This window comes from Companilactobacillus ginsenosidimutans (assembly GCF_001050475.1).
Lineage (GTDB): Bacteria > Bacillota > Bacilli > Lactobacillales > Lactobacillaceae > Companilactobacillus > Companilactobacillus ginsenosidimutans.
In genome coordinates, this window is record NZ_CP012034.1 from 748460 (window position 1) to 771885 (window position 23426).

Consider the following 23426-nt stretch of genomic DNA (forward strand, 5'->3'; position numbering starts at 1 on the left):
CAAGCACATCGCCACCAAATGATCCGATAAATGAACCTAATTTTGTAGCTACTTTAAACATATATGTCACTCCTTCAACCTAATATAACTTAACAAATATATTGTAAACATAATCCTTAATGAAAGCAATTACATTGTGCTTACATCAGCAATATTTTCACTTTAACTCGGTAAATAAAAAATATAGTTTTATTAAATGTAAATATGTAGTAATAAGATAATATTAGTTGTATAATTCATTGTCATGTTCAAAGGCACACACAATTATGGGAGGTAAGATTATGGGTTTTAAGAAAAATAGTATTAGCTTAGATAGAAAGCTTTCATTAATCTGCAACAATGCATCAAAGTTATCGGATTCAACAGAAATCACATTCGATGATTTATTCCCTGAAAATTTTATGAAGATTCATACAAGTTTGGATAATGTCGAAGAATTTCTCGCACCGCTAAACATCACAACTAGTGAAGAATTCGACCAGATTCCTACCGAGGTACTCAACAAAAGAGTTCAAGAATCAACAAATTTTGATAACTGGCAAGATATGAGACATTCCGCTTGGTCTGATTTTCTCGGTGAAAGATTAGGATTTTAATTTGTAACCGTTGCGTAAATATTTATGCGACGGTTTTTTGATATAATTAAATAAATATATATTCAATTTGCAGTGGTCGTAAGGTAATTAGTTACATATACCTTTCTTTTGTCCAGATTCTGAAGACATTAAAAGCTGAAATGTTCCAGGGGAGAAATATGAAGGCAACCAAAATAACTGTTGGAATTCTCATGATATTAATTTCAATTTTAATTCTTATTCAAAGTATGGCAGCAGGATTCGTAAATTCTGTTGAAAATAATGGTCACACTAGTGGATCTGCAGGCGTAATAATGTCTTTTGCATATTTATTATGTGGAATCTTATATCTTGCTACCCAAAAAATGAAAAGTATCGGTGGAGATATAGCTACCGCTGCAATACTAATATTGTTTGGACTTATCAGTCTTGCTAGTGCCGATAAAAACTTTGGGGATTTAACAATATGGATTTGGCTCGGATTCATAATCGGCACAGGATTTTTGACTTGGCATATACTAATCAATAGAAAACAATCCAACAATCAACCACCACGAATTCGCCAACAATATAATCAAAATAACTATCAGGAGCCAAATCAACAAAATTATTACGGTCAAACAAACAATCAAAATTCGAACCAAAGACCAATGTCTAGAACTGAAATGCGTCGACACAAACACAAGTAATATAACCTATCTTGTAACAAAAAAGGAAGTCCAGCTTAATTAATAAACACTGGCACTTCATTTTTAAATTGTATGCGACTGTAATCACTTAATCGAACTTCTATGTCACCCGACAGACTTGGTCCCTTCCATTGAAATAATTGCCTGTGTGATTCCAATTATTGTTGCTAAAATATTGATATTATTAGAAGAATCTTGGGAATCCTTAGCAAGCGAAAATGTATTTTATCCCCAAACAAAGAGGAAGTCCATGAAACCAACAATCCCAGACGGGACCAAAGTATTAATTCGTGAGCAGTCATTTCAAGATGGCGGATGGACCCCACTGATTAACGCTGATATGGATTGTATTTTGAACAGAATTAAGCATCAAGGAAAAACGATTTTGCTCATACCAGACAAAACAGCTTTAATCTAATTATTGTTGTTGAGGATAACTCTGCACGAATTATAGGCAAAGTATTCCATCTTATACTGAATTATAGGAGAAAATATTATGAGCGGATTACTTTTATTTATCATACTGATTGGAGTTCTACTACTTGCTACGCTGGTTATTAAGTATTCAGGTAGTCTTCGTGATACTTCGTCCACAAACGTTAGAATATTAACTCCACAGCAAAAAAGGGATCAAGCTCTGCAAGGATTCCATCCTCATTGCATCAGATGTGGTTATCCCCTTCTTCACGAGGAATCCACCTGCCCTCAATGTGGAATTACAATTCAAATTTCTCCCGAGGAACTTAATAAGCAGCAAAACAACTATATACTACAGAACAACGGTTGGTTTAAGGCATCACAAGGTTTCTCAACTGCAGGAGATAACTTGACCAGAGCTGGCCGTAATATTTCAAAAGCAGGCAACACAATGACATTGTGGATTACCATACCTATTTTGATAATTGTATTTTTATTACTATTTGTGTTTTAATCTTCGTCTAAATACTGAAGACATTAAAAGCTGAAATGTTATAGGGGGGAATTATGGACTTATTACTAGCAATAAGCTCATTTGTATTGATTATTTCTATCTTAACTATCATAGGATTTTTTATCACTTGGATAGTTGGAGTTATCATTAAAAGAAAAGGGCCTAAAACCACTGGTAAAATCGGAATGTCTATTACTACTGTCTTCCTGATAACAAGTTTTGCAGGATCGGCCGTTGGAACATATCATCTTGTTCAACAGGAGGCAGTAAAGGAGCAGATAACAAAAACACAAGATAAAAGATTTAAAACCGCATCTAAGGAATTCAAGAATAAATTTCTGATTGTCGGAAGTAATTTGGAAACAATAGGAACAAACGAATACAAGGCTTGGGGAGATAAAATAGATAACTCCGATGAGGACTTTGATGTAGACGTCGCTGTCACTGATATTGTCACAGACAACTCCACTTCAATTGAACAATCAGACAAAGATATCAAAAATTTAGAGAAAAAACTAAAAATAATGTCTGATAACGATACTGGAAAGTATAACCTAAAAAAATATAAAACTGCATACAAACGAATTGGTAAATTTCACGATTTTGTTTCCTATCCAACCGGCAGCTATAATAGTTTTTCAGATACAATGACTACATTAGATGATAATGTAACTGATTCATATAATTTAATAAAATAATTTTAAGCCTCATGTAGGCTTATTTATTTTTATTTAAATCACTAGTGATAATACTGTGAATAAAGCTTCAAAACAAACATTACAAACTATCGGTTCAAGAACTATCATTACCTTTCATGGGCTCCAACATAGACGTGCTTCAATTATGATGTCAAATTGTTTAGATATCTTAAATTGTAAGATTAATCCGAACACCTAAATAAAATAAAAAAACCCATAGTAAATGTTCTACAATGGTTAGCGACTAAACAGACCAGAAAGAAGACATTTACTATGAGCATATCTACTTTATCACAGTTTGAGCGCGGAGCCATATATCAATTATTAAAAGATGGTAATTCTCACAATGAAATTGCAAGAAGGATGAAGTTGTCCAAATCTACAATTAGTAATGAACTCAGCCGTGTCGATCCGTATGACCCTGTTCTGGCACAAGAGCACGCTGATAAAATGAGGCGCCATTGCGGAAGACAATCAATACTGTCAAAGGATAATGCCATTCTGATTAAGCAACACCTTGAGCTAACTTGGTCACCTGAACAAATAGCTAGTGAATTAAACCTGTGTTTTAAATCCATCTACAACTGGATTTATCAGGGGTTGATCGATTTTGATTCAGAACTATTATCAGATAAATCTCGTCGTAAAAAGCATAAACATGAGACACGTGGGACTTTCAAAGTTGATGAAACCATAGAGACGAGACCCGAAGAAATTAATACTCGTAAGACCTTTGGACATTGGGAAGCTGATACTGTCCTATCTTCACGTGGACAATCAAAGGCTTGCTTAGCAACGTTTGTAGAACGTAAGACAAGATTCGTCTGGGCGATTAAGATCAATGATCGTACTAAGGAATCAATGAATTCAGCGATAAAAAAGATGAAATCAATCTTTGGTGAAAACATTAAATCTATAACAGTGGATCATGGAAAAGAGTTCTCAGGATTCAACGACTTGGCCGATTATTACAATCTTCCAGTCTATTTCTGTCATCCATATTCACCATGGGAACGTGGAACTAATGAGTACTTCAATCGAAAACTACGTTGGTTCTTTCCAAAGAAAACAGACTTCAACAGTGTTTCTGAAGATGAGTTGCTGGAATCATTAGAATTGATCAATAATCGACCATTAAAAATACTTGGCTGGAACACGGCCATTGAGACGTTTAGGGATTGTGTATTGAAGTGTTCGGATTAAACTTGCAATCTCTCATATCAATTATATCTCTTAAAGATTTAGCCATAATAATATTACCTTCACACTATTTGTTAGCTCTCATCAATTGAAAAACAAGTTGATTAGAACAGGTTGAAAATTCTATGGACGCATTACCTATGACAGGTTAATCTGTATCTTTCTTGTCGCACAAACTTAAAAATTGAGTCTTGCACGAAAAGCAAAAAAATAAAACCGCCATATACCAATGTATACAACGGTTTGTAATTTGTAAAACGACACTATAATGTTTTTAAAAAAGCGAACTACGAGAATCGAACTCGCGACACTAGCTTGGGAAGCTGGTATTTTACCATTAAACTAAGTTCGCATGTATTACTCCACAACTAAATATTATACCTTAAAAATGTTCAATTTGATAAATTAAATTAAAATTCTCAACTCTTCTTCCAATAAAAATTGATTTTTAATCGCGTGTAACCTAAAATCGTAATTAATGATAGATTTCTATCAATATGATCTTCATTGAGGAGAAGAAAATGAATAAAAAAATTGTTACTTTGTTAGCAGCTGTTACCATTATGGGTACAGCAGCTGTTACTACCGCTTGTTCTAACAATACTAAAACAGAACAAACAGAAACACATTCTGCAAGTAAGATTACTAAGGATGAAATCGTTGGTAAATACTATGTTGGTGTAAGTAAAAACAACAAGGACCAATACCTTTCATTCTTCACTGGTAAAGACGGAAAAGACGTTACTCACGTTCGTGTAAGTAAAGATGGTTCAAAGAAGACTATCACTTACTTCATGAAGAAGCCTAAGCTAGAAATCAACAAGAAAGACGCCAAGAAGTTCAAGATTGATGGATACAGTGTTATCTCAGAACCTGACTTCAACTACAAAGATCCATTCAAGAAGGTTGGTAAAACAACTATTCAATCACCTGACAACAAGAAATGGAAGCTATACAATGGTAACCAAAGTAAAGTTGTTAACCATGTTAAGAAATCAGCTACAAAATAGTTAAATAATAGCAAAAGTCATCGTGTACATTGAGTATACGATGACTTTTTTTATGTCTTAATTGTATGCACTATACCATATACAAAAAATAGCCACCCTTTCGGATGACTACTAAAAAATTAGTATAGAGGCATATAAGTATCTCTTTCCCATTGGGAAACTGTTTGACAATACTTGTCCCATTCGGCGTTCTTGGCAGCAAACAAGCTGTTTGTCAATGACTTACCGAGTGATTCTTGAACAAATTTATCTTTGCGTAAAGCTTTAAGTGCATTGTGCAATGTTGATGGTAAATCGTCGATTCCTAATTCTTCACGACGTTCTTCAGTCATAGCGTAAATGTTTTCTTTGACTTCAGGCATCAACTTGTAATCACTTTGTAGTCCATCAAGTCCTGCATCCAGGATACATGCAATAGCAAGATATGGATTTGTTGTAGGATCAACACTTCTCATTTCGAGACGTTTTGATTTACCTTTAGCAGCAGGTACACGAACTAATGGTGATCTATTTTTACTTGACCAAGCGATGTATGTTGGAGCTTCATATCCAGGTACTAATCGCTTGTATGAATTGATTGTTGGATTATTAACGGCAGTTAGCGCACGTGAGTGGACGATTAAACCACTCAAGAATTGTTTTGCTGTATTTGAAAGCATATCTTGATCATCATCAAAGACGTTATCGTCACCTTTAAATAGTGACATATTGATATGCATACCTGAACCATTGATACCTTGTAATGGTTTTGGCATAAATGTTGCATAGAGACCATGACGTTTGGCAACAGTTTTAACAACTAATTTGAAAGTTTGAATACTGTCAGCTGCTGACAAAGCATCCTCATACTTGAAATCAATTTCTTGTTGTCCAGGAGCAACTTCGTGGTGACTGGCTTCAATTTCAAAGCCCATCTTTTCAAGAATCATAACAATATCACGACGGCAATTTTCACCCATATCTACAGGTGAGAAATCAAAATAGCTACCATCATCATTTAATTGTAATGTTGGACGACCCTTTTCGTCGGTATTAAATAAGAAGAATTCAGGTTCTGGTCCAATATTGAAACTTGAATATCCCAAATCTTTCATTTTCTTAAGGATACGGTTCAAGTTATATCTTGGGTCACCAGTAAATGGTGTTCCGTCTGTTTCGTAAATGTCACAAATTAAACGAGCAACTTTTCCGTGTTCTGAACCCCATGGGAAAATTAACCATGTGCTTAAATCTGGGTGCAATAACATATCACTTTCTTCAATTCGAGTGAATCCATCAATTGAAGAACCATCGAAAGTTATCTTGTTGGCAAGTACCTTATCAATTTGTGAAACAGGAACTTCAACGTTCTTGATCATCCCATTAATATCAGTAAACATTAAACAAATGAATTCAACATTTTCTTCACTTGCCATTTCTTTTATATCTTCAGCAGAATACTTGTTCATCATATTGCTCCTTCTTTGTATATACCAATCTTGTTATGTTACTAAAAACCGTTAATCCAATAACTATTTTTAACAATAAAACGATAATACCAATTTCGCATATAACTGTCAAACCAATATACTAATATTTTTAACCATTCTTAATTTACCACGAATACCAATTGATTTTTACATAATTTTAGAAAAAATTATTTAACTAAATCGATTGACTTAACTACATATACAAGGTAAATTATATATGCGAACGAAATACGTGTTTATTTCAATAATAGTTCGCATTCTGGAGTGTATAAAAATTATGGAAGTTTTTGATTATGAAGATATCCAACTAGTTCCGAATAAATGTATTGTTAACAGCCGTTCTGAATGTGACACAAGTATCAAATTTGGACCAAGAACATTTAAAATTCCTGTTGTCCCCGCCAACATGCAAACAGTTGTTGATGAAAGTTTAGCAGAATATCTAGCAAAAAATGGTTTCTTCTATATTATGCATCGATTTGAACCAGAGAAAAGAATTGACTTCATCAAAAAAATGAACGAAAAACAACTTTTCACATCTATTAGTTTAGGAATCAAAGATGAAGAGTTTGCATTCATCAATTCCCTAGCAGATGAAAATCTCAAACCTGATTACATCACAATCGATGTTGCCCACGGTCACAGTGATCGAGTAATCGAAATGATCAAATATGTTAAAAACTACCTACCAGAGACCTTCCTAATTGCAGGAAATGTCGGTACACCCGAAGGTGTGCGCGAACTAGAAAATGCCGGCGCCGATGCTACAAAAGTAGGAATCGGACCCGGAAGAGCATGTATTACAAAAATCAAAACAGGTTTCGGTACAGGAGGCTGGCAATTAGCCGCCATCAGACTCTGTGCCAAAGCTGCAAACAAACCCATCATAGCTGACGGTGGAATCAGAAACGACGGCGACATAGCCAAATCAATCCGTTTTGGAGCCAGCATGGTAATGATAGGTTCCCTATTAGCAGGTCACGAAGAATCACCCGGTGAAACAGTAATAAGAGACGGAGTCAAATACAAAGAATACTTCGGATCAGCCTCCCAATACCAAAAAGGCGTATACAAAAACGTCGAAGGTAAAAAAATGTTAATCAAGTGTCGAGGGAACATAGCCGACACACTAAGAGAAATGCAAGAAGACCTACAATCCTCCATCTCATATGCTGGAGGAAAAGATTTAGCATCCCTAACAAGAGTAGATTATGTAATAGTTAGAAATTCAATATTTAATGGGGACTAAACAAAGAGCGTAAAAACACACGATCTTGAATACGGAACATAAGACGCCCAACGCGGAGAGGGGTGCGTAACACCCCCGCAGCTTTGGGCGACTTATGTGCAGTATTCAGTGTGTTTTTACGCGTTTCCACCAACCCAGAGTGAACCAAAACCACAAAATTGAATATCAACAATAAAAGAGTTGTATCCCACCAAACAAACCAGGTGAAATACAACTCTTTTTACATTCAAAAATAATAAAAATCCAAAATCATAATACCCACAAGTATTTTTAAAGGTTTAACCCCCAATCCAGTCGCAGGAGCTGAGAATATTTTCCCAGCTGTGAAAGTGATGCTATGGCGCCAGCCATAACATCACCGGGCGAGTTTGAAGACTTTCGCGAACTTCGAAAGGCTCCAAACCGAGGACAGAGACCGCCCTTTGGCTCCGTCCGTCCCGCACAGCAGGAAAAATATTCTCAGCTCCGGAGACGGCATCCAAGCTCAAAAGCATATAAAAAAAGCTGACGACTGGGTAATCATCAGCTTTTATAATGAATGGGATAGTTCATTGTTCAATTTGACAAACAAGTATGAGGAACGCTGACCGTAGCTCAGCAGACCAGATACCCCTCCTATCAAATTTAACATTACTGTAACATAGAAACGTTAAATAAAATAGTAAATTCTCTCAAATTTTTAACTTTCTCATTCAGGATATTTATCATGAGTTATATCCTACCATAACTCACTTTGTGCCTTTAAAACTTAGGAGAGAATCAAACGTCACCTCCTTGTATGTACTCTTTTTTTAATCAATTCTGTTTTCTTTTGATGCCGTATAGTGTTGGTTTCGTTCGGTAAAAATAATAAGCCGATTAAGATTAGAAAACTAACGCAAATTGCAAGAACAAGTTAGCCATTTTTAAAAGACTGATACCAAGAGGGTTTCAGGTAATGGAGCTAAGTAATTAAGCACATTCCTCATTGAATAGCTCAGTCGGTGTTTGATAACCAGTATGTTTACGAGGCATATTGTTTAGTTTATTTTCTGTTTGTGCAACCTCCAAAGGGGTTGCCAAATCAAGAGAGATTCCCTTTGGAAAATCTCTTCGTACCATACGGTTGTGAACCTCATTGGTTCCTCGTTCACTGGATGTATATGGATGAGTGAAGTAGACAGGTGCTATTTTATCCATTACTTCTGTCAGGGTACTGAATTCAAGACTATTGTCGGCAGTAATGGACTTGATTATTGATCCATACTCTTTATTAATACTTCTCATTGTATAAGCCACTGAATCAGCGTCCTTACTGTCAATTAAACGGATAATTTGGAAACGTGTCTTGCGTTCAATCATAGTAAGAATCACGCTCTCCTGACCGTTTCTAAGGCCAACAATAGTATCTATTTCAAAATGGCCAAATTCTTCCCGATTATCCACTTCGGTTGGGCGTTCTTCTATACTTAACCCCAAGATACGATGGTTCTTACGAGCCACGTATTTTGGTAATCGACGAGACATCTTATTGATAAGATCAATATTTCTAACTTCTAATAATTGGGCATCGATATAACTATAAAGGGTTTTAGTACATACCATTTCTTCTGGTAGAAAAAGGTTCAACGCCTTGGCACGACCAACAGTCGCGTCAGGTGACCAACCGTCTTTTTTAAAGTGCTCCACAAAGAATGATAAGAAGTTAAAAACCTGTGACAGTTTATAAGGTCGATGACACGCTTTGCGTTTATCGACATAACGACTATGGGCAAGTTCAGGTATATATTCTTGATGATAGTACTCTTTACCGTTAATTTTCTTAACTTGAGTAGCTTCACCACGTTTCAACTCGTTATTAATAGTCTGTGGGCAAACACCGATAGCAATCGCGATCTTACGATTGGATTGTCCCAATTTATGTAGAGCAGCTATTTTTCCACGCTCAACTTCAGTTAAGTGGTGACCCTTATTTCTTTTTATGGTAATCTGTTCTTGCGCCAAGGCGAAAACCTCTTTCATTGTTAGTGTCGGAACTCCAATGATACCTGATTTTTTCGTCTTGGTGTTTTTTTTATTCAGTTTTTTTTTAAGTGGCTAACTTGATTATAAAATTTGCCATTAGAAAACTAAGTATTATCATAAAGATTTGCAACCATCTTGAAACCTGTTGTCTAGTATCAAGATGGTGAATACTTTTGGCTCTTTTTTCAAAACCCACTGTATCTCTAACAATAAACCGTGGACGGTCGTTAACTTGATCTAGAACCCTTCCCAAATATCCACCAAAAATTCCTAATGAAAGAAAGACGAAACCGACACTGAATAACATTAATGTTATCCCAACGGTGGCTGCAGTGAATCCGCCGGTAGCAATTAGATAGATCAAATATATTAATCCACCGACTAATGGCAATCCTGCAAACACGTTAGCTAATTGAAGTGGTTTCATTGAAAATGAAGTAATACCATCAAGCGCAAGCTTAATCATTTTTGAAAGTGGATACTTCGTTTCACCAGCAATTCGTTCGTGCCGATGATATTCGACACTTGTCTGTTTGAACCCAATCCAAGTTACTTGACCACGAACAAAGGGATCTTGTTCACGCAACCTTTGCATTTGGTTAACTGCCTTGCGATTCATCAGTCTAAAATCACCAGTATCAAGCGGCATGTCAATGGTTGCTAGAGACTTGAACGTTCGATAAAACATAGCCGCGGTCAATTTCTTAAATACAGTCTCACCATCTCTCTGCTTTCTCTTACCATAAACGATATCGTAGCCTTCATGCCACTTTTCAATCATTCTAGGTATAACTTCAGGTGGATCTTGCAAATCAGCATCCATGACCACTACAGCGTCACCTGAGGTGTATTGCAGCCCAGCAGTAATCGCTAATTGATGTCCGAAGTTCCTTGAGAACTCGACAATTTTAATATTGTCATGATTTTCCAATTCAGATTTAATAATCTCAACTGACTTGTCCTTAGATCCATCATCGACGAAAACTAATTCATAGTCTTCTTTTTGTTTATCAACGTATGTTTCAAGAGTATCAATTGTTGTTTTAATACCAGCTTCTTCATTGAAGACAGGCAATACGATTGAAATTTTTTCTGTCATATAATAGCTTCCTTTCCTAATTACTTGATTAGCTTTTATCTATTTATAAATACTTGATAAATCATAAAGTGTTCCAGATGACGATCCACCAGGGCCACCCATTCCGCCACCAGGCATTCCACCTTTTGAGTTTGAAGGTTTCTTAATTGTTGATGAACTTGGTGCCTTTGTTCCAGATGGTTTTACCCCACTTGGTTTGGTACCAGTTGGTGGTGTTCCACCTTGACCAGGTCCACCCTGTCCGCCTTGTCCAGGTGCTCCACCCATTTGCGATGTCTCACTTGAAGACGATGTTACTGATGTTGTTGAAAGCCCCTTGATAGTCACTTTCTTAGCATTTTTCTTAATCCAGTTAACAATTTTTGTATTCGCACTACCTGTTTTACCGCCTGAGTAGTAATACTTAACTTCACCAGATTTAACCATTTTCTTAAATTGAGCCAATGTGATTGCTTGATCAGTACCATTAAATCCACCCATTGCCATGACTGCTTTTCCAGTTTTGATAATGTATGGAGCAGCAGTACTTGAATCATCTGTAGCAAATAGGTATTTTGCATTACCTTGGTGTTTTTCAAGATAACTTAGTAATTTACTATTAGTTGAACCTGAACCAATACCTCCGCCGGATGAACCAGGGTTAGAAAGTAAGTCTGGACCAGCTGTCGGCATACCTGAGCTCTCACCTGAAATTGTTGGTGTTAAAGACCACCAAGTTGGTGCGAGCATGATTAGAATCACACCAGCTATTGGTAAAGTTTTGTTCTCAATCAATTTTTTAGACATCCATGGAATTACATACATTGCGATTGATGCTAATGTACCCAATCCTGCTAATATCCAAGAAAGCACTGGATAATACTCATACATGTACCATGCCTGCAACAAACTTGTTGAGAGTATTGCGGTTGGTAACATTAATGACCAGACTGACTTATGACGCCACTGCTTGAACATTGAATAAATTCCGACACCACCGAGTGTAGCAATGGCTGGTGCCAACATGATCGTGTAATAAGGATGGAAGAATCCAGCAACTGAGAAGAATCCAAAGACTGGAACTAACCAACCTGCCCACAACCATAATTCTTTTCTTTGTGGTGTTAGTGAATACCAGCGTTTCATTTTCGAGCCTCTATAATAGAAGAAACTTGAGAAGAAACCGAGTATTGCGACGATTAATAACCAACTAATTTGTGGACCAAGTTCTTGTCCAAATAAACGGAATGGGCCTTTGTTACCAGTGTTAAAGGCACCACCTCCGCCACCTTTTTTACTGTTACCAGGACCACCAGGTCCGCCTTGAGAATTCTTACTACTCTTTGATCCACCAGGCATTGCTGGAGGTGTACCTTGTGAACCCTTCTTTGATGACGTTCCACCTGGAGGGGTTCCCATACTAGTTTTTGAGCTCTTCTTGTTATTGCCCATACCGGGAAATGCTCCACCAGTACCAGTAGTTTGCCCCATTAGACGTTGCGTACCGTTGTATCCAAAAGCTAATTCGAGAGCTGAATTGGTTTCGGATCCACCCTCGTATGGACGATTATTGGGATTTGTCATGTCAACCGATAATGGCCAAATTAATGTAAACACGATTAGAAATAATGAAGCTATTCCCAAATGTGCCAACTTTTTCTTCCAGTTGATTTTTGTAGCAATCCAGTAGTAGAAATATAAGGCTGGCAAAATCATAAATGCTTGAAGCATTTTTACGTTAAATGCGATACCCATTAAAGAAAAACCAATCCAGAGGTATCTTTGTTGACCTTTGAAAACTGCTTTTTGTACAAACCAGACTGACAGCAACAGGAAGAAAATCAATGTTGCATCCATATTATTTGTTCTTGAGTCAGCGACCGCAATCGGTGTAATTGTCATAATTAATGCAGCAATCCTAGCTGGAATGCGTCCAAATCTATTTTTAATCAATGCATAAATTAAATATACCGATCCTATTGCAAACAGAATTGATGGAAGAACAACACTCCATCCATGAACTCCAAATATCTTGGCACTAATTGCCATAAACCATAAAGCTACAGGTGGTTTATCAACCGTTATGTACCCTGCCGGGTCAAAACTGGCATACCAGAAATTCTTAAAGCTTTGCGTCATACTTACGATAGCTGACGTATAGAAATTATTGGCCTCGGTAGATTCCCAAATATTCCACGCGTATAAGAATGCGGCTAAAATCAAAATTGCAATTAACCAATAATCCCATTTGACGTTTTTCAATTTGGCAATGAATCCACCTTGCCTTTTTGTATTACGTGGTTCATTTGATTCCATGTATTATTATTCTCCTAACTTAAAGGGCGATGTTTACTAGGAAACAAATTGCAGCGTATAGCACCATCGAAATATAAATTGGTGTTGATTTCTTTAAATACTTCCTCATTTGTCTCACTCCCTTTTTCAACGTTGAATACAGAATAATCGAGTGAGCTTAAACTTAGCTTAAATAATATTAAATATAGAAAAATTTGATTTTTCTCAAAAAACAATATAATATTTACCGCGACAATCTATAATGAAATAAACATTTGATAGAGATAGGAGTTTTACATGGACAACAATATTAAAATTTTGGTCGTTGAAGACGATGTAGATTTAGCAAAAAACATTGAGTCATTCTTGTCAGACTTTGCAAATGTAGACGTTGAAAATGACGGCCTTTCCGGGAAATTTGATGCCGTTGAAGGCGTCTATGATCTGATTATTTTGGATCTCATGCTTCCAGGGATGAATGGATACGACATCTTGAAAAATATCCGAAATGAAAAAATTACGACGCCAGTATTGATCTTGACAGCTAAAGCCGAACTTGATGACAAATTACGAGGATTTGATTTAGGAGCTGATGACTACTTAACCAAACCGTTCCATCGTGAAGAACTTCAAGTCAGGGTTAAAGCCCTACTTAAAAGAAGTGGTGCCATGGCTGACGATTCTATCTTGAAGATCAATGATATTGAAATTAACCTAAATAATCATGAGGTCATCGTTGAAGGAACACCAATTTCGCTCAATGGTAAAGAATATGACTTACTCGTTTATCTGGTTCAAAACAAAAATACGATTTTGACAAAGGATCAGATTTTTGAACGTATCTGGGGTTTTGATTCAGACACTTCAATCACAGTCGTCGAAGTCTATATGAGCAACTTGCGTAAGAAACTCCGTGCTTCAAATAATGATTATCTAATTAAGACAATCAGAAATGTTGGGTACATCTTCCAAAATGAAAAAAAAGCGAAAAACTAGGTTAAACCGAATAACCCGAAGACAAACTAATCAACAGTTTTTACTATTGATGGCAACCTTTGCCATATTGTTTATTTCATTAGGCATGATTATCTATAATACTTTTGAGAATACGACCTATTCGGGTATTGATCACGGCATTAATAATCAAGTTAAAATGATCAAAAACCCTCCAACACCTAAAATAGAAGACGAAATACATGCCCCTGATCGAGATATTCATCCCAACAATAATAAAAAAAATGATCCCGACAATAAGGCCCCATTCCAAAGTTCAATCCTGGTTTACACAACTAAAGGAAAACTTTTGAACAAAGCCAGCCTTGGTAACAGATATACAGTTTTAAAACATCTTCCACTTAAAAAAAGTGATTTGAATAAAAAGCAAAACATTAACATCAACGATATGAACTTTCGCATTCAAGTTATCAAAGTGTCGAAAAACAATTCCAATCCAATGTACGCCGGAAATTACGTAACAGTCGTTCAAAATATCGATGGACAAATGACCTCTTTGCAAAATTTTGAGAGAATATTGATTATTTCATTCGGCGCATTCTGGATTATTTCGTTAATACTTTCATACTTGCTCACACGACTCACAATGCGTCCAATTATCAAATCATGGAAGCAACAGAGTGAATTTGTTAACGATGCGGCTCATGAATTAAGAACACCACTAGCAATTATCCAAGGTAAGATGGAATACTTGCTAACTAAACCAAATAATACAATTCTTGACGAGGCCGAATCCATTTCCGTTTCATTAGATGAGGTCAATCGGTTGAATTCATTAACAAACAGTTTGTTGGAACTTGCTCGTGCAGATTCCGCAACTAATAAAGTTGATTTTAAAATAACTAAACCAGAATTTTTTATGTCAGATCCGATAAAACCATTTACAGAAATAATAGAGTCTCAAGGTAAACACTTTGAAATAGATGTTAATAAGGATGTAAATTTAAAAGTTGATCGAGATAAAATAAAGCAACTTCTAATTATTCTTTTAGACAATGCTACTAAGTACACACCAAAAAATGGGACAATAAAAATTTCTGATCGTGCTGATGGCAATAAATATTACATTACAGTGTCCGATACTGGAGTCGGCATTTCTGATGCAGACAAGCCTAAAATTTTTGGCCGATTTTATCGTGTCGATAAATCAAGAACTAAAGCTACCGGTGGTCATGGATTAGGACTTTCTATTGCCCAACAAATTGTTCATACACACCACGGGAAAATCTACATTGAAGATAACAAACCTCAAGGCAGTAAATTTGTTGTAGAATTGCCTATCAAACATAAAGTATAAAAAATACCACTCATTTTATGAGTGGTATTTTTGTATTTTCAATGAATTTACTGATTGAAAGTAGCATGTTTCACAATAGGATTTCTTATCTTTTTTAACAGCCTCCACTAATGGATAGATGATATGATTCATGTCTGTGAATTTAATAACTATTAAAGGAGACATTGCATGCGATCAAAAAAACTTCTCATATCACTAATATTCATATTTTCTCTGGGATTTTTTTCCGTCTTGATGGGATTCTCTCCGCTGGAAAAAATACAATCAAATATTTCCCCAGACGTTGATTCAGAAGTAACGTTAGAAAAAGAAAAAAATGACAGTGACACTTTATCAATTAAAATCAAATACAAGTTTAAAACTAGTAAACCTGTCATAACATTGAAGTCACCTCAAATTACAAAAATTGACTTGGATGATTTGCAAAAAGAATTTGGCAAGGAACATGTTGGTTTAAATTCGGAAGATGAAGCTATCACTATTAATTTAAAAGACCACATGGATAAGAAAAATGCTGGCGAATTCATTTTAAAAACTACAACCGACGGTGAGTTCAGATTGTTAATTGAAGGTATTGAGAATACTACTCTAGCTTTCAAAGTATTCAATTTTGACGAGAGTTCACTTATCCCCTCACCTGCCGAACCCGATTCAGAAAAACCCGATGAGACTGCGACTCAAGACGATGAATCTTCAAATCAAAATGACCAAGAAGCTCAAGATGATGACACAAATTCCGATTCAGATGCAGGGAAGCTTGAACTTACAGACGACGAGACTGATGCAAAAAGTGGTTGGACACAGTCAAAACACATGTTGCTATCAACAGGAAATATCACCAAAGATGACAAAGGAAATAGCGTTACTCCAGTTCTATATTTTGGGGCGCTAAACTACGCGATTGAAGGAATTAGCGTTGGTGATGCGATTGGTGGACGTCCAATTCATCCAGAAATTTTTTCAGAACTGGGTGACGGACGTAAAAACAATATCACGGCTGCTAACTCGGCAGTCATTATAGTTCCCAAAAATGGAGACTTGTACGAACACCAATCTAAGAAAAACAAAGAGAAAAATACTTTTTATACAATGACATATGGTGATGGAATGACTGGTAAGGGTCATTATTGGGGCTCGCAAAGAAATTTCATCACGACTAATCTTTACAATTTTAAGCGCCCTGCTGAAAACTATTGGAAGCCAAATATTGTTGGTCCTGACTATAAAGGTGACGGCTCTAGAGTTTCAATGTATGAGGAATCTCCAAAGCTTTATTCTCGAACTGACCCAAGAACTGGTCTGACTCAACAAAGACTAACATTTGTTCAACAATTCAAAAGTAAATCCGTACTTATCAAAACGACTCAGAGTTTTGATGCCGAAAATACCGTTACTATTAGAACTGAGTTTAAAAATGTTGGTCGTGATAATCTTGACCATTTTACTGGATATACTTTCCGAGATGTCTCGTTTATGAAGAATCACAAAAGTAGTGACGCTATGCGTGCTGCTCCCCTATACTCTTTGGGAAGTCATCAAGGGATTTACACTAATAACAAAAAGTTCGAAGGAAGAGCAGAATTTTACCTTAATCGATTCCCTGATTCTCCTTATGCCTGGTCTGGTCGTGGTACCGCTTCATCATTCTTTACTGGTAAGGAAACTGGTTTCCCCTTCAATCTAAAGGGTGAATCAGAATACGACAATCTACCAAACGCATTTAGAGATATCAACGATGTTGGTGACAAAACCCACGAACCTGGTGCTGGTAAAAGATGGATACAATCCAAAGGCTGGGATTCTGGAGTTTCAATGCATACTGAAGACCAATCTCTCGAAGTGGGACAATCCGTTTCAATGACTTATGCAACGAATTTGGACATTTCGGTCAAATCACATCCCAATGTTGATTTATACGATGAGGGTACAAAAGAAAAACCCATCATGATTGAAAAAGATGCAACGTCATATAATCTTGCTGGATATTGGTACGACTACAAGAATGATCGTGTAAAAGTTACCTACACCCTAGACGATGAAAATATGGAAAATGGTAAAATTTTAACACGCGATAAGAATGGTAAACCTGGATACGAATCACAAACAGAAGATGAAAAATATGTTGGCCAATCACATGAATTTTCAAAAGACATCAAGTTGAGAAATTTGAAACCTGGTTATCATACGATTCGGGTTTTTGCTGAAAATGATACAACCAAACAAAAACCGTCCGACCCAAATATAGAAAAGCAATTTTCTTATTTAAAGACAAATGTAATCTTCATTCCAATTGAAGCAACTTCAGTCCCTAAATTGATGATCATGTCACCAGAACGTGGAACATCAATGAGTAATCCACATATACCAAAATTTGAAATGTTTGATCTAAAAGGTGTTTGGACCGACTCAGATAGTGAAAAGGTCACCCTGTCTTATGTGTTTGATGGAGACGTGGAACATCCCCACATCATTGAAAAGGATGCAAATAATTCAAGTCCAGGAAAGAATATCAATTGGGGCATCGAAGATTTTTCAATTAAAGATTTCAACGATGTCAAAACTCATTCGATCACCGTAACGATTGACGACGGTGAATATCAAGATACTGACACTCTCTACTTTAGACATGCAGTCGGTGACTTCGATATTACAGCTCCCCAAAACATTGAATTCGGTATGAAACAATTAGTTCCTGGTAAAACTATTCATGCTGTCCCATCGACAAGTGGACTTTTAAAAGTTAATGACTATCGACGTGGTAACTCCAAACCGTTAAAAGTTATGTTGAATATTGAGAAATTTAAACTGGTTACTAACTCAATCCCAGGTGGAAACGGTTCTGATGAAAATGATCCTCAAGCAAATATCGAGCTTGAAACATCTTTCTATTGGAACGAACAATACGCTTTTCGTAGTAACGATTTCGTTATTGCAGATGGAATTGAATCAACCGATCAGTGGTTAACATCAACTGATCTAACTAGTAAAATTACTGATAATTTAAAAATGAAGATACAAAAAATACCTGAAATTAATTCAGGTAAGTTCAAAAGTAAATGGACTTGGACGGCAGTTGAATCGCTTTAATTAAAAATTTATCGGAAACATATTTAATTTTGAATATGTTCCCGATATTTTTTTTAGAAAAATATTGTTGTAATACTGTCCAATTCCCACCAGGAATTCTTCCGCGTTTTGAAAACGAATAACATCTCACCGCGTGATATTATTGTAAGCTATTAATTAAATTAAGGAGAAAAAAGTGATAAGAAAACAAACAATCGCCTTCTTGGCGCTGACAATGTCAGTACTAACCGGCATTTTTATTTTGTGTTCACCACAATCCCCTTCATATGCTGAAGACTCATCAATTGAGAAAATCGTCAAATTTGGTGAAGTCTCTATCCATGAAAACAAAACTAAAATAAAAGTGAATTACCAAATGCCTCAAAATGAACCAATCCTTATTTTGACAAGTCCACAATTTAGAAATATTAATTTGGAAGCCCTTCAAAAGACTTTCGGTAAGGATAATATCGGTGTTGATACTGAAAATGATAGGTTCATTATTAACCTCAAAGAAAATATTGATTTTGACAGTAATGGTGAATTTGAAATAGAAACAATTAATCAAAATAAAATTGAAATACAATTTTCCGATTTAGATAAAAACGTTTTGGCTGATGAATCATTTAACAACCAAGAAGAATTTGAAAGTCCAGATTCTGAACAAGAAATGAAGTACGACTCTCCTTCTGAGAAAAAGGCTTCTAAAACTAGTAATGACAATGAAGAAGATCCGGATTCCCATTGGATTAGGGCTACGCGAATGATGATAACCCTTGGTAACCCGATACCTCAATCGGACGGTAGCTCAATTTATCCTGCCATATACTTTGGATCATTAAACTATGCACTTAGTAGAATGTATGTTTCAGAATCAGTAGCTGTTAATCATCCTGACGGAAATGGTCGCATTAACAATGTGACAGCCGCAAATTCAACTATGATTGAGGTTCCTAAAGATACGAATCCCTATGAGGAGCAACAATATTCGAGAAATAACTTCTATACAGCAACGTATGGAGATGGTCTGGTTGAGAAAAAATATAGAGGATCACAACGTAATTTCACGACTACCAACTTGGCTGAATACGCCTCAATTTGGGGACATAACGTCAAAAAGCCTAGAATTGTTGGACCCGACTTCAAACCTATTTTCGGTCCACTATCAAACATTGGTATGGATACAAGCTCAGTAAAATTATACATAAGAATGGATCCAATCACTCACATACAAGAACAACGTTTAACTTATTGTCAGATTTATGACAATAAAAAAATCAAAGTGTCTACTACTCAAAAATTCAATAAAAACAATCGAGTTAAAGTTACTATTTCTTTTAAAAACGTTGGACATTCAGATATCAACAACTTCACTGGCTATAATTTCAGAGACATCACTTTCATGAAAAATAATACGCCCCCATCCCATGGACAAGATAACAAGCTACGATCACTTGGTAAAAACCAAGGCGTTTATGCAACAAATGAAAATTTCGTGGGAAGATATCAAGTTAGGTTAAATGATTACAAAGATTCTCCTTATGCATGGGCAATCCGTGGTACAAAATCAACATTTTTTGATGGCAAGGACTCCAAATTTCCTTGGATAGAAAAAAGTAATGAGCTTGGTGGACTACACGACAGTTTCAAAGATATCGATGATACTGGTGACAAATTTGAAAACATTCCAGCTGGAAAACCATTTATTAATAAAAATTGGGATTCTGGAATTTCAATGCATACCAAAAATCAACGCTTAAATATAGGCGACTCAGTCTCGATGAGCTACAATACTAGATTGGATATTGAGGTAAAAAGAAAACCACATATCGAACTACACCATCCTGGAACCGAAGATTCTCCTATTAACTTAAATCGTAAAGATGAAAATATGACAATAACCGGAAATTGGTTTGATTATTTTAACAAAAAAGTTGATGTATTTTATACTATTGACGACAAAAACACGACACACGGTAAAAAAATAACCAGTGCTTCAAAAGAACAGACACCGGAAGAAATTAAAGACGGAATCCCACACGAATTCGAATTACCTATTGAATTATCTGAATTAACTTCGGGATTTCATATAATCCGTGTTTTCGCAAAAAGTGAAACTGGTATACTTTCTGGCATTGAGACATCAATTATTAAAATAAATAATACATCTAGTAAAATTCCACAATTGGAGATCGACTCTCCATCTCGAATTTCATCGGATGATAATCCGTATTTCACAAAGAACGAAATGTTAAATATCTCCGGGTCTTGGTCTGATTCTGACAGTAAATCTGTTTCAATTTATTATGAATTGGATCCTAAAGAGAATAAAAAAGCAGCATCAAAAACATTATTATTACACGAAGATAATCCCACTCCAGGCGAATCAACCAAATGGAAGCTACCAAATTATTCGATTGAACAGTTAAATGATGTTAAAACACATCAATTGGCTTTTACAATAACTGATTCGGAAGGTAATTCTAATCAGCAAACTTTTTACTTCAAGCATCAGCCTGAAGATGTTGAATTAATCGTTCCTTCAAAAATAAGTTTTGGTCGTGTTAGCTTAGCAAATAATGGGACTGAAAAACTTAATCCAAAATATACTGGTGATTTAACTATAAAAGATTATCGTGAAAAATCAGCCATCCCCCTCACGCTAACATTGCATATTAGAGAATTCTCCAGGAATATTGATCATGGATCGCAGTTAGATAAATTATTTGGAAATGCAAAACCAGCCAACGAAAAAATTTCAACAACCGTCACTTGGCAAAATAAACATCTAATTTCTGATAATGCACATCCTATTTTTACGGATATCTTGCCTGACAAAGATCAATGGTACAAAAAATATGAATTAACACACTTACTAAAACAACACTTACAAATGGAAATCAATAATTCTCCTAAAGCTGAATCTGGCGAATATTCAAGCAATTGGGAATGGTCAATAACCAATTCATTGTAAAAAAACAGAGGCATCCGCATGGATACCTCTGTTTTTGTATATTAAGCTTCTGCGTTAGCAGTAACTTTTTCTTTATGTTCGGCACGTGACCAAGTAATCCAACCTACCAAATCATTTAGCATGTAGATTACATACATGAAACCAAGTGGACTCATTAGTCCATTTCCGGCAATCATTGATGCACGAATCCATAGAACCATTGACACGATTCCTTGGACAAACCAGAAAATAAATTGTGTCTTAATTCTTTTAACACATAAAATTGATGCAATCATACCAATTGAGAATCCTAATGCATCAACAACGGGTTGAGTATCACCAAATTGTTTAAGAATTAAATATGATACTCCCCAAATTGCTAACATACCAACAATGGCATATGTCCATTGTGCAAATCCGTGAAGTGGTTTTGAAACTTCCGCACTACCTGTATCATCTTCATGTTTTGTCCATGCTACCAAAACTGGAATATCTAATACAAAAATATATGCAAACTGCAATAATGCATCAGCATATACTTTATTGATAATCGCATTAAAGATAATGATGATTGCCGAAACGATTCCAAAAATTCCGTTACTTGCTTTACGATTACTAATCATTAGTACACATGTAACACCTAATATCGCACCTAATGTAGTAATTAAAGTTAACGGTGAATAATCACCTGCACTAACCAAGATAATTGCTTGCATGATAATACCTAATGCTAACAATCCATAACTTGATTTACTCCATCCTTTAAAATCGTTGATAACCATCATTTTGAATACACCCTCTAAACATTTTTTAAAACAACGTCTATTAGCATATCATTCTCAAAATATAAATTCTAGTATTTTTACATATATATTGTGATAAACGAATTGGTTAAACACCATATATGGTGTTACTTCAATATTGGATCCTTTTTCCATTCAACCAGATGCATTCCCGTAATGCTCAATACAACAAAGAATACAAACCATACAGTCCAAAGACCAGAAGTAGCATCTGTTAAGAAGTGAGCACCAACTCTAACACGAGTTGACCACATCAAGATGCAATATGCTAATCCACACCAAAATGCGATTTTTTGTAATTTAACATTGGCACGATCAACGAACATTGGTAATAACATAATTCCGGCTGCGGCAGTTGTGTGACCAGATGGGAAACTCATGTGATTGTTAGCTCCATTTGGTTGGAACCAATTTGTGAAGTGTGCATGGTTACCTGCTAATTCATAAGGTCTCCATCTTCCCCAATAAGTCTTCATTGCAGCGTTCATATCATTTGCAACAATACTTGCAAGTGTTGCTACAACGGCAACTTTAACTAAATAAGTCATTTGCTCATCAGATTTACGTGATAACCAAATTTGTGCAATGAAAAAGAATACTAAATAAATAATAATCCAAATAGTAAAGTTACCTAAAAATGATAAGTGTAAGTTTCCACCATCACTATTTGCTTGTCCAACTGGCAATCCTTTTTTAACATTGTCATTTAATGTTAAGGCGTAATAGACAGTTGTCTTTAAATAGTTGGCCCATAGTTGCCAACCTGATAGAACAAATCCACCAATAATCATACTGCAGCGAACAAACCAAGGCTTATCCTTTGCACGATAACCATAATTAATGATTACCATACAACTTAGCATGATGATAAATGGAATTGGCCATAGACCGAAATCTTGGAAAATTGTCGAGAACCATGAATTTTGATCCATGATTGCTTGAGAAATTTGCCAGTCAAATCCTGTACCAATTAACATAATCGCAATAATTGTGATTGCTGCGGTGTAAAACACCTTACTTGGTGAGGACATAAATTTGCTTACTTTTACTCCCATTGTACTTCTCCCCTATACATATTTAATACGCTTACATATT

At 35.8% G+C, this 23426-nt stretch carries 18 protein-coding genes and 1 tRNA gene; 12 read left to right on the forward strand and 7 right to left on the reverse strand.

The window, feature by feature from the left end; translation table 11 throughout:
- Positions 1-281 precede the first annotated feature (281 nt).
- From ABM34_RS03880 to ABM34_RS03900, 6 genes are all read left to right on the forward strand, one after another.
- Complete coding sequence (locus ABM34_RS03880; protein ID WP_048703583.1) at positions 282-596, forward strand: hypothetical protein; 315 nt, start codon at positions 282-284, stop codon at positions 594-596.
- 158 nt (positions 597-754) lie between these two features.
- Complete coding sequence (locus ABM34_RS03885; RefSeq protein ID WP_048703585.1) at positions 755-1264, forward strand: hypothetical protein; 510 nt, start codon at positions 755-757, stop codon at positions 1262-1264.
- 148 nt (positions 1265-1412) lie between these two features.
- A complete protein-coding gene (locus ABM34_RS13585) occupies positions 1413-1682 on the forward strand; it encodes a S24 family peptidase (protein WP_417924662.1) in 270 nt (89 codons plus the stop codon).
- Between the two features lie 78 nt (positions 1683-1760).
- A complete protein-coding gene (locus ABM34_RS03890) occupies positions 1761-2195 on the forward strand; it encodes a hypothetical protein (RefSeq protein ID WP_048703586.1) in 435 nt (144 codons plus the stop codon).
- A gap of 53 nt (positions 2196-2248) precedes the next feature.
- Positions 2249-2893 carry a DUF4190 domain-containing protein gene (locus tag ABM34_RS03895; protein WP_048703588.1) on the forward strand — a complete coding sequence of 215 codons (645 nt, stop codon included), beginning with the start codon at positions 2249-2251 and terminating at the stop codon, positions 2891-2893.
- Positions 2894-3166: 273 nt separating this feature from the next.
- A complete protein-coding gene (locus tag ABM34_RS03900; protein ID WP_048703591.1) occupies positions 3167-4096 on the forward strand; it encodes an IS30 family transposase in 930 nt (309 codons plus the stop codon).
- Positions 4097-4374: 278 nt separating this feature from the next.
- Here ABM34_RS03900 and ABM34_RS03905 read toward each other — a convergent pair.
- Positions 4375-4445 (reverse strand) — tRNA-Gly (locus tag ABM34_RS03905).
- Positions 4446-4614: 169 nt separating this feature from the next.
- On the opposite strand from ABM34_RS03905, the gene ABM34_RS03910 reads away from it, so the two are divergent.
- On the forward strand, positions 4615-5103 hold the full coding sequence (locus ABM34_RS03910) for a hypothetical protein (RefSeq protein ID WP_048703592.1): 489 nt from the start codon (positions 4615-4617) through the stop codon (positions 5101-5103).
- Between the two features lie 119 nt (positions 5104-5222).
- On the opposite strand, the gene glnA is transcribed toward ABM34_RS03910, so the two are convergent.
- Positions 5223-6551, reverse strand: a complete 1329-nt coding sequence (gene glnA / locus ABM34_RS03915; RefSeq protein ID WP_157023357.1) for a type I glutamate--ammonia ligase — start codon at positions 6549-6551, stop codon at positions 5223-5225.
- 298 nt (positions 6552-6849) lie between these two features.
- Between glnA and ABM34_RS03920 the strand changes: the two genes are divergently transcribed.
- A complete protein-coding gene (locus tag ABM34_RS03920; RefSeq protein WP_048703596.1) occupies positions 6850-7821 on the forward strand; it encodes a GMP reductase in 972 nt (323 codons plus the stop codon).
- Between the two features lie 951 nt (positions 7822-8772).
- Here ABM34_RS03920 and ABM34_RS03925 read toward each other — a convergent pair.
- The 3 genes from ABM34_RS03925 to ABM34_RS03935 all read right to left on the reverse strand — a co-directional run bounded on the left by ABM34_RS03925 (position 8773) and on the right by ABM34_RS03935 (position 13219).
- Positions 8773-9822, reverse strand: a complete 1050-nt coding sequence (locus ABM34_RS03925) for an IS30 family transposase (protein ID WP_048703598.1) — start codon at positions 9820-9822, stop codon at positions 8773-8775.
- Between the two features lie 67 nt (positions 9823-9889).
- Positions 9890-10924, reverse strand: a complete 1035-nt coding sequence (locus tag ABM34_RS03930) for a glycosyltransferase family 2 protein (protein ID WP_048703600.1) — start codon at positions 10922-10924, stop codon at positions 9890-9892.
- 39 nt (positions 10925-10963) lie between these two features.
- Positions 10964-13219, reverse strand: coding sequence for a glycosyltransferase family 39 protein (locus ABM34_RS03935; protein ID WP_048703602.1), 2256 nt, complete (start codon positions 13217-13219; stop codon positions 10964-10966).
- Positions 13220-13495: 276 nt separating this feature from the next.
- On the opposite strand from ABM34_RS03935, the gene ABM34_RS03940 reads away from it, so the two are divergent.
- From ABM34_RS03940 to ABM34_RS03955, 4 genes are all read left to right on the forward strand, one after another.
- Positions 13496-14194, forward strand: coding sequence for a response regulator transcription factor (locus ABM34_RS03940; RefSeq protein ID WP_048703603.1), 699 nt, complete (start codon positions 13496-13498; stop codon positions 14192-14194).
- The gene (locus ABM34_RS03945; protein WP_064505396.1) at positions 14172-15509 is read left to right on the forward strand and encodes a sensor histidine kinase; all 1338 of its coding nucleotides are present in this window, start codon (positions 14172-14174) and stop codon (positions 15507-15509) included. The genes ABM34_RS03940 and ABM34_RS03945 overlap by 23 nt, the downstream gene beginning before the upstream one ends.
- Before the next feature lie 168 nt (positions 15510-15677).
- Complete coding sequence (locus ABM34_RS03950; protein WP_048703609.1) at positions 15678-18596, forward strand: hypothetical protein; 2919 nt, start codon at positions 15678-15680, stop codon at positions 18594-18596.
- A gap of 175 nt (positions 18597-18771) precedes the next feature.
- The gene (locus ABM34_RS03955; protein WP_048703611.1) at positions 18772-21549 is read left to right on the forward strand and encodes a hypothetical protein; all 2778 of its coding nucleotides are present in this window, start codon (positions 18772-18774) and stop codon (positions 21547-21549) included.
- Positions 21550-21590: 41 nt separating this feature from the next.
- Here ABM34_RS03955 and pnuC read toward each other — a convergent pair whose 3' ends face one another.
- Positions 21591-22313 (reverse strand): nicotinamide riboside transporter PnuC, encoded by a 723-nt coding sequence (pnuC, locus tag ABM34_RS03960; protein ID WP_048703612.1) that lies wholly within the window; start codon positions 22311-22313, stop codon positions 21591-21593.
- A 125-nt stretch (positions 22314-22438) separates the two neighbouring features.
- A complete protein-coding gene (locus ABM34_RS03965) occupies positions 22439-23386 on the reverse strand; it encodes a phosphatase PAP2 family protein (RefSeq protein ID WP_048703614.1) in 948 nt (315 codons plus the stop codon).
- Positions 23387-23426 lie beyond the last annotated feature (40 nt).

What these genes read in the sequence shown, in the direction of transcription:
- ABM34_RS03880 (WP_048703583.1), top strand. Translation starts at nt 282, where the DNA reads ATGGGTTTTAAGAAAAATAGTATTAGCTTAGATAGAAAGCTTTCATTA.
- ABM34_RS03885 (WP_048703585.1), top strand. Translation starts at nt 755, where the DNA reads ATGAAGGCAACCAAAATAACTGTTGGAATTCTCATGATATTAATTTCA.
- ABM34_RS03890 (WP_048703586.1), top strand. Translation starts at nt 1,761, where the DNA reads ATGAGCGGATTACTTTTATTTATCATACTGATTGGAGTTCTACTACTT.
- ABM34_RS03895 (WP_048703588.1), top strand. Translation starts at nt 2,249, where the DNA reads ATGGACTTATTACTAGCAATAAGCTCATTTGTATTGATTATTTCTATC.
- ABM34_RS03900 (WP_048703591.1), top strand. Translation starts at nt 3,167, where the DNA reads ATGAGCATATCTACTTTATCACAGTTTGAGCGCGGAGCCATATATCAA.
- ABM34_RS03910 (WP_048703592.1), top strand. Translation starts at nt 4,615, where the DNA reads ATGAATAAAAAAATTGTTACTTTGTTAGCAGCTGTTACCATTATGGGT.
- glnA (WP_157023357.1), bottom strand. Translation starts at nt 6,551, where the DNA reads ATGAACAAGTATTCTGCTGAAGATATAAAAGAAATGGCAAGTGAAGAA.
- ABM34_RS03920 (WP_048703596.1), top strand. Translation starts at nt 6,850, where the DNA reads ATGGAAGTTTTTGATTATGAAGATATCCAACTAGTTCCGAATAAATGT.
- ABM34_RS03925 (WP_048703598.1), bottom strand. Translation starts at nt 9,822, where the DNA reads ATGAAAGAGGTTTTCGCCTTGGCGCAAGAACAGATTACCATAAAAAGA.
- ABM34_RS03930 (WP_048703600.1), bottom strand. Translation starts at nt 10,924, where the DNA reads ATGACAGAAAAAATTTCAATCGTATTGCCTGTCTTCAATGAAGAAGCT.
- ABM34_RS03935 (WP_048703602.1), bottom strand. Translation starts at nt 13,219, where the DNA reads ATGGAATCAAATGAACCACGTAATACAAAAAGGCAAGGTGGATTCATT.
- ABM34_RS03940 (WP_048703603.1), top strand. Translation starts at nt 13,496, where the DNA reads ATGGACAACAATATTAAAATTTTGGTCGTTGAAGACGATGTAGATTTA.
- ABM34_RS03945 (WP_064505396.1), top strand. Translation starts at nt 14,172, where the DNA reads ATGAAAAAAAAGCGAAAAACTAGGTTAAACCGAATAACCCGAAGACAA.
- ABM34_RS03950 (WP_048703609.1), top strand. Translation starts at nt 15,678, where the DNA reads ATGCGATCAAAAAAACTTCTCATATCACTAATATTCATATTTTCTCTG.
- pnuC (WP_048703612.1), bottom strand. Translation starts at nt 22,313, where the DNA reads ATGATGGTTATCAACGATTTTAAAGGATGGAGTAAATCAAGTTATGGA.
- ABM34_RS03965 (WP_048703614.1), bottom strand. Translation starts at nt 23,386, where the DNA reads ATGGGAGTAAAAGTAAGCAAATTTATGTCCTCACCAAGTAAGGTGTTT.